General features: G+C 37.3%; 8 protein-coding genes. All 8 read right to left on the minus strand.

The window, feature by feature from the left end; genetic code table 11:
- Positions 1 to 2: 2 nt before the first annotated feature.
- Positions 3 to 1,100, minus strand: coding sequence for a hypothetical protein (locus AB7E53_RS07650; protein WP_446775018.1), 1,098 nt, complete (start codon positions 1,098 to 1,100; stop codon positions 3 to 5).
- Positions 1,084 to 2,406 (minus strand): permease, encoded by a 1,323-nt coding sequence (locus AB7E53_RS07655; protein WP_446775020.1) that lies wholly within the window; start codon positions 2,404 to 2,406, stop codon positions 1,084 to 1,086. Before AB7E53_RS07655 ends, AB7E53_RS07650 begins: the two co-directional genes overlap by 17 nt.
- A 51-nt stretch (positions 2,407 to 2,457) precedes the next feature.
- Positions 2,458 to 3,153, minus strand: a complete 696-nt coding sequence (locus tag AB7E53_RS07660) for an aromatic aminobenezylarsenical efflux permease ArsG family transporter (RefSeq protein WP_446775022.1) — start codon at positions 3,151 to 3,153, stop codon at positions 2,458 to 2,460.
- Positions 3,154 to 3,162: 9 nt separating this feature from the next.
- A complete protein-coding gene (locus AB7E53_RS07665; protein ID WP_446775024.1) occupies positions 3,163 to 3,576 on the minus strand; it encodes a nitrophenyl compound nitroreductase subunit ArsF family protein in 414 nt (137 codons plus the stop codon).
- Between the two features lie 6 nt (positions 3,577 to 3,582).
- Positions 3,583 to 3,819, minus strand: a complete 237-nt coding sequence (locus AB7E53_RS07670; RefSeq protein ID WP_446775026.1) for a thioredoxin family protein — start codon at positions 3,817 to 3,819, stop codon at positions 3,583 to 3,585.
- Between the two features lie 56 nt (positions 3,820 to 3,875).
- Positions 3,876 to 4,181 carry an ArsR/SmtB family transcription factor gene (locus AB7E53_RS07675; RefSeq protein WP_446775028.1) on the minus strand — a complete coding sequence of 102 codons (306 nt, stop codon included), beginning with the start codon at positions 4,179 to 4,181 and terminating at the stop codon, positions 3,876 to 3,878.
- Positions 4,182 to 4,395: 214 nt separating this feature from the next.
- Positions 4,396 to 6,435 (minus strand): methionine--tRNA ligase, encoded by a 2,040-nt coding sequence (gene metG / locus AB7E53_RS07680; protein WP_446775030.1) that lies wholly within the window; start codon positions 6,433 to 6,435, stop codon positions 4,396 to 4,398.
- A gap of 131 nt (positions 6,436 to 6,566) precedes the next feature.
- Positions 6,567 to 6,914, minus strand: a 348-nt coding sequence (locus AB7E53_RS07685) for a magnesium chelatase subunit ChlI family protein (RefSeq protein WP_446775032.1), incomplete at its 5' end; no start/stop codon positions are given.

Consider the following 6,914-nt stretch of genomic DNA (forward strand, 5'->3'; position numbering starts at 1 on the left):
ATTTAAAGTTTGTATTCAAAGCTTAATAATATGTGATGCTGATTATTTAAATCAAATTGATCAGGATTCCAATATTGATAATTAAGAGATAAACTAATATTTTTCAACAAGCTATAGTGCAACCCTGTTATGATAGCTTTTCCAGTATTAGTATTATTCCAGCCAATTTGTTGTTCTTTTATCGGATTAGATTTTACCAAATCATAACGCAAGAAATATTCAATATCTTTTTTTATTTGATAACTTCCAAAAAGTGACAATCCAAATAAATCATGGTTGATTATATGAAGGTGATTGAATTTGTAATTATATTCAGCACCTACTCTTATTTTATCAGTTTGTTTATAACCTGCAAAAATGGAAATTAACTGTTGTACAGCTTTCTTTTGGGGAGCTGAAGATTGTATTCTATCGTAGTATAACCTTGTTTGAATTTTTTTAGAAGGATAATAATCTACACCTCCTGCAAGTTTTATATCTCCATAAGGATCTTGATCAAAGCGAAAGCCTTCTCCATTGGTTAAAGCTAAATCAAAATTTAGCATTTCATTAATTTTGAAATAGCTAATAATTCCTAAATCACTACTAGGAGTTTTATAATACCTATCTTGAAAAGTTTCGGCCAAATAACGATATCCCCAGAACTTTTCTTGAGTTATATAATGATTCTGAAGTATTCCTCCTGCCTGAATTGTTAAGAAAGGAGATGCGTGCCATTGTAAAGATGCAAATTTTAATGTCATCGTGTAGTAACTACCTTCTTTCGAATTAGTTGATACATACATCGATTCTCCATTTTTATCTATAACATTAATATTACCGATTGTTGTAGGTCTTCCAACATCTAAAACAATTTTACCAGAAAACTGCTTGTTAAAATTATATTCATAACCTAGGTGAGCTCTTCCAATCCAAAAACTATAAGCTTTTGATGTTTCTGAAGTTGCATTATATTCAAAGTTTCCAAAAACCTGAATTATAGGCTTTCCTCCTGAAAGAGCCTCTTCTTTATTCTCCTGAGAAAATAGTCCATGAGGTAGTAAAATAAATACAAGATATGCAATTCCTTGTATTGTAAAGGATTTAGAAGAAACTACCATAAATTAATCCGGTTATTGTTGACATTATTATTACAAGGGAAACATATACAATTGTTTTATGAGTGCCTAAAATCCCTCGTATTACTAACATATTTGGCAATGAAAGCGAGGGGCCTGACAATAAGAGAGCTAATGCAGGACCTTTTCCCATACCAGATGCAATTAAGCCTTGTATAATAGGCACTTCGGTTAATGTTGCAAAATACATAAAAGCTCCTACTACTGAAGCAAAGAAATTGGAGAAAACAGAATTTCCTCCTACTGCCCACGCAATCCATTCGTTCGGTACGATTCCAGGAATAGAAGTGTTGTCATGCGTAGAGCCCAATAAAAATGCAGCAATGACAACTCCGATAGCAAGTAAAGGTATTATTTGTTTCGCAAATCCCCAACTGGAGTAAATCCATTCTCTGTTTTCACTATTGCCAGATTTATCAGTCAATGCTATTGTGCTTATTGCTGTAATTCCTACTACAACTGTAATAAGTGGATTTTTAAATATTAATGCACTTAAACCGGTAATAATTGCTCCTGCAATAACTTGCCATGTTGAAAGCTTTAAAATACGAATCATTGAATAAGCCAATAAGAGTCCAAAAAGACCTGTTATGTACCATTTCCACGACCATATGTAATACCATACACTAGTTGTGTCATCTGCCGAAGGTTTTCCCCAGTTTGCGAAAACAAGAATTAATACAAGCGTAAAAAAATGTAATGCTGTCTGCCATAAGGGCCTTTCTTCTTTTATATCTGGAAAGGTTAGTTGTTCTTCAGATTTAATTTTTTCTTCTTTTCGATAAATAAAAGACATGATTAATCCTATAATTACACTGAATAATACAGCACCAATTACACGAGCAACTCCAATCTCCAATCCTAAAATTCTAGCTGTGAGGATTATTGCTAAAATATTGATGGCTGGTCCTGAGTACAGAAAAGCGATAGCAGGACCTAAGCCTGCACCTCTTTTATGTATACTAGAAAACAAAGGAAGAATAGTACATGAACAAACAGCTAAGATTGTACCTGAAACAGCAGCAACTGTATAAGCAACCCATTTTTTAGCTTTTGCACCAAAGTATTTAATTACAGATGCCTGACTTACAAAAACTGAAATAACTCCGGCAATTAAGAATGCAGGCAAAAGACAAAGAATAACATGTTCACGGGCATACCACTTTGCTAAATCAAACGTAGCATTAATAGCAGATTTAAACATAGGATCTTCTGTAGGTAAAAAGAATATACCCAGGAATATAACAGTCATTCCTATAAGTATCTTTACTTCTTTTGTAAGTTCCATATTAATAACTTTAAGTTATTTCGTTATTATACGAAATAGTATAATAAATTTTTAAAATAATAAATATATGTAATACAAGCCTACCATCATAAAAAGAATAGCTACAATTCGCCTGAACCAACATTCAAATGTTTTTATACTATTATAAAGTTTTCCAACATTATTCATTGCAAAAGCAAGAAGCCATGCAAAAATGATGACAGGAATTCCGGTTGCAATGGCGTAAAGCACAGGAAGATAAAGGCCATTTGGGCTTGTAATGGTAATCGGGATTAGCATTCCAAAATAAAGCACGCCACTATAAGGACAGAAAGCCAAAGCAAAAAGGATTCCAAGCAGCAAAGTACTCCAATAGCTACCTTTACTTTTCTCGCCTATTTTATTGGTTATACCAAACAAATCCGGGAATTTTATTTTAATGATGTCCAGCATAAAAAGTCCGATAAGGATAAGTAAGGGACCTAATATCTTTTCACCCCATCCCTGAAAAATGAGAGAAACATCTATTTGATTAGCCCCCAAAAAGAGTATAAGTGCCAGACCTGTATAGCTGATAACCCGACCAAGTGTATAGATCAACCCGTTTACGAAGACTTTTTTACGGTCTTCGATATCCCGGCTGATAAATCCAATCGCAGAAATATTAGTAGCCAAAGGGCAAGGGCTGATGGCTGTCATCAACCCTAGCACAATGGCAGTAACAAACCCATATTCTGTAGAATCTAAAAGTTGATTTAATAAATCCATTTTATCAGTTTATTTTAAAACAGTGTTAACTGCCTTGCGAATTTCTTCTTTCAGCTTTTCAGGTTTACGAGCATTTAAAAAACCTTCATTAGTAATATCAATCTTTTTAGTACCTGATACAACAACAAGGGCCTGGCCTCCGATATTCAGCCTTTTAGCCAGCTGTTCACTATTTTTATCATCCAGATTGAAAGCTTTAAAGGTATAATCACCTTTTTTTATCTGATTAGCGTAAAGCGATTCCATCGCTTGTTTGGCCCCGCTCTCTACAGCTTGGCAAGTTTGGCAACGACGGGTTAAATGGAAATAGTACACTTCGACTTTGGCAGTCTTTGAAGCATCGCTTTTATCCGCCTGAGCATAAGTTAATTGATTTCCCAATAACATAAAAAGGGCAAATCCAAATAGAATGAATTGTTTCATAGGAACTTAGTATTTAAGTAAAATTTGTTTGATTTCATCAGCCGAAGGAATGCGTCCTTTAACCTCCACACTTTCATTTACTACAAGAGCAGGAGTGGACATTACGTTATATTTCATAATTTCCATAATGTCTTCCACTTTGGATATTGTTGCATCCAACTTGTTTTGTTCAACGACCTCTTTTGTTACCTTTTCTAAAGTTTTGCATTTAGCACATCCGGTGCCCAGAATCTTAATTTCCATTATTCTTAATTTTAAAATTGTGTTTCGGGATTTTACGAAATAATAAGTCAAATTTTTTACGGTCTGAAAAAACTAGAAAACAACTGACGAGCTTCTTCGTAGTTAGTACGATTGATACAATACTTGATATAAGGTGGATTTATTTCTCCCTGTATCAGCTCTGCTTTTTTCAACTCCTTCAGATGTTCAGAAAGGGTGGACCGGGCGATAGGAAGTTCTTCAGCCATGTCTCCACTATAACAACATTTTTCCATATTTGTAGCCAGGTATTCCAAAATAAAAACTCTTGCAGGGTGTGCCAATGCCTTTGCATATTTTGATATACGAAGCTGGTTATCAGTATAATATTTTTTATTTGACATGTTTTTTCTTATTTCGTAAAAATACGAAACAAAAGTAATATCTAGATTTTAATCTTATTCTTTTTCTTTTGTTAAATATTTAATCATTAACATTCTTTTAACTAATGACAGTAGAGCATAAATTTTAAAGTAAATAAATTATACTTTAAATGACAGAATTAAAAAGGGAAGCCATTCATATGACCTCCCTTTTTTTATATTGAATCAAGTATGCTTATTTTACTTCGCTACCGGGTTTAACAGTTTTTTGAGGCATTATAACAGCCAGACTTCCGTCGTTGTTTTCGGCAGAGAGAATCATCCCTTCAGAGACAATGCCTTTAAGCTTACGTGGAGCCAGGTTGGCTATAAAGCAGACTTGTTTACCTATCAGATCTTCCGGAGCATAGTGTTGGGCAATACCCGAAATGATGGTACGGGCACCTAATCCGTCGTCAATCTTAAACCGAAGCAATTTATCTGCCTTGGGTACTTTGGTGCATTCCAGAATGGTACCCACACGTATGTCGAGTTTCGTAAAGTCGTCGAATTCTACATTTGCACGTATAGGTTTTGCCTTGTAATTAGCCTCTTCATTTGCTTTCTTTGTATCAAGCAGTTTCTGAACCTGAGCTTCAATTACGCTGTCTTCCATCTTTTCGAACAAAAGTTCCGGTTTTCCTAACTGGTGTCCGGCACTTAACAGGTCTGTACTACCTAAACGATCCCATCCAAACGACTCTACGTTCAGCATGTTTCGTAAAGCTACGGTGCTGAAAGGTAAAAATGGTTCGAATGCAATGGAAAGATTGGCAGTGATCTGAAGGGCAATATTCAGGATGGTTTCCACACGGGCCATATCTGTTTTGGCAAGTTTCCAGGGTTCTGTATCTGCCAGGTATTTATTACCGATACGAGCCAGATTCATAGCCTCTTTCTGAGCATCGCGGAAACGGTATATGTCCAGTAAATTTTCTACAGCAGCTTTTACATCGGCAAATTCCGCCAACGTCTGTTTGTCGTAATCCGTCAGAGCACCGCATGCAGGGACTTTTCCTCCAAAATATTTCTCGGTAAGAACCAGGGCACGGTTAACAAAATTACCAAAAATGGCAACCAGTTCATTGTTGTTGCGTGCCTGAAAATCTTTCCAGGTAAAGTCGTTGTCTTTGGTTTCGGGGGCGTTGGCTGTTAACACATACCGAAGTACATCTTGTTTGCCAGGCATATCGATAAGGTATTCATTCAACCACACAGCCCAATTACGGGATGTGGATATTTTATCTCCTTCCAGATTGAGGAATTCGTTGGCAGGGACATTCTCCGGCAGGTTGTAGCTTCCTTCTGCCTTGAGCATAGCCGGGAATACAATACAGTGGAATACAATATTATCTTTGCCTATAAAGTGCACCATTTTAGTCTCCGGATCCTTCCACCATGTTTCCCATGTTTCAGGAAGTAATTCCTTTGTATTGGAGATATATCCGATGGGAGCATCGAACCACACATACAGAACTTTTCCTTCGGCTCCTTCTACAGGAACCGGTATTCCCCAATCCAAATCGCGGCTTACGGCACGGGGTTGTAAACCCATATCCAACCACGACTTACATTGTCCATATACATTGGATTTCCACTCCTTATGGTCTTCCAAAATCCACTGACGCAAGAATGGTTCGTGCTTATCCAATGGCAGATACCAGTGCTTTGTCTCCTTCATTTCAGGAACACTTCCGCTGATAGCCGATTTGGGATTAATCAGGTCTGTTGCATTCAAAGAGGTACCGCAGGCTTCGCATTGGTCGCCATAGGCCCGTTCGTTTCCGCAATGCGGACAAGTACCGGTGATGTAGCGGTCTGCCAAAAACTGTTTAGCTTCCGGATCGTAATATTGTTCGGTTGTTTTTTCTATAAATTCACCCTTATCGTACAATTTACGAAAGAAGTCGGATGCAACCTCCTTGTGAGTTTTTGATGTGGTACGGGAATAGATATCGAACGTAATACCAAAATCTTCGAAGGACTTTTTGATGATACCATGGTAACGATCCACAACCTCTTGTGGCGTTATACCTTCGGCCTTTGCCTTTAATGCAATGGGAACACCATGTTCGTCGGAGCCACCAATCATCAATACATCTTCTCCTTTTAACCGAAGGTAACGGGCATAAATATCGGCAGGAACATACACTCCGGCCAGGTGACCGATATGTACCGGTCCATTTGCGTAAGGCAATGCCGTAGTTATCAGCGTTCTTTTAAATTCTTTTTCCATACCATCTAATCTTCTTTTTGAGGTGCAAAGGTAGAGAAATTTTACCAAAAGATGAAGTATATTGCCTTAAGCTGTTAATAAATAAGAGATAAAAATGAAATTAACAAAGACTCATCTTATGCAACCTAATATTAGGTACCCCATCCTTCACGGTCCAGGTTGCGGTAATGTATGGCCTCCGCTAAATGAGGTGTCTCAATTTTTTCTGTACCGTCCAGGTCGGCTATGGTACGCGAAACTTTCAGGATACGATCATAAGCCCGTGCAGACAGGTTCAGGCGGGTCATAGCCTGTTTTAATAACTGCATTCCGGCAGCATCGGGTATGGCATATTGATGGAGTTGTTTGGTTTCCATCTGTGCATTGCAGTATATCCCAGGATGTGCTTTAAAACGTTCTTCCTGTATCGCCCTGGCTTTTATAACCCTTTCGCGTACATGGGCACTAGGTTCTGAAGGAGTCTGTATTGATATCTTTTC

Origin of the sequence: Macellibacteroides sp., from assembly GCF_050251695.1 — a bacterium.
GTDB classification, from domain to species: domain Bacteria; phylum Bacteroidota; class Bacteroidia; order Bacteroidales; family Tannerellaceae; genus Macellibacteroides; species Macellibacteroides fermentans.

Bases quoted from the DNA above. Each gene is read 5' to 3' on its own strand.
- AB7E53_RS07655 (WP_446775020.1), bottom strand. From the start codon at position 2,406: ATGGAACTTACAAAAGAAGTAAAGATACTTATAGGAATGACTGTTATA.
- AB7E53_RS07650 (WP_446775018.1), bottom strand. From the start codon at position 1,100: ATGGTAGTTTCTTCTAAATCCTTTACAATACAAGGAATTGCATATCTT.
- AB7E53_RS07660 (WP_446775022.1), bottom strand. From the start codon at position 3,153: ATGGATTTATTAAATCAACTTTTAGATTCTACAGAATATGGGTTTGTT.
- AB7E53_RS07670 (WP_446775026.1), bottom strand. From the start codon at position 3,819: ATGGAAATTAAGATTCTGGGCACCGGATGTGCTAAATGCAAAACTTTA.
- metG (WP_446775030.1), bottom strand. From the start codon at position 6,435: ATGGAAAAAGAATTTAAAAGAACGCTGATAACTACGGCATTGCCTTAC.
- AB7E53_RS07665 (WP_446775024.1), bottom strand. From the start codon at position 3,576: ATGAAACAATTCATTCTATTTGGATTTGCCCTTTTTATGTTATTGGGA.
- AB7E53_RS07675 (WP_446775028.1), bottom strand. From the start codon at position 4,181: ATGTCAAATAAAAAATATTATACTGATAACCAGCTTCGTATATCAAAA.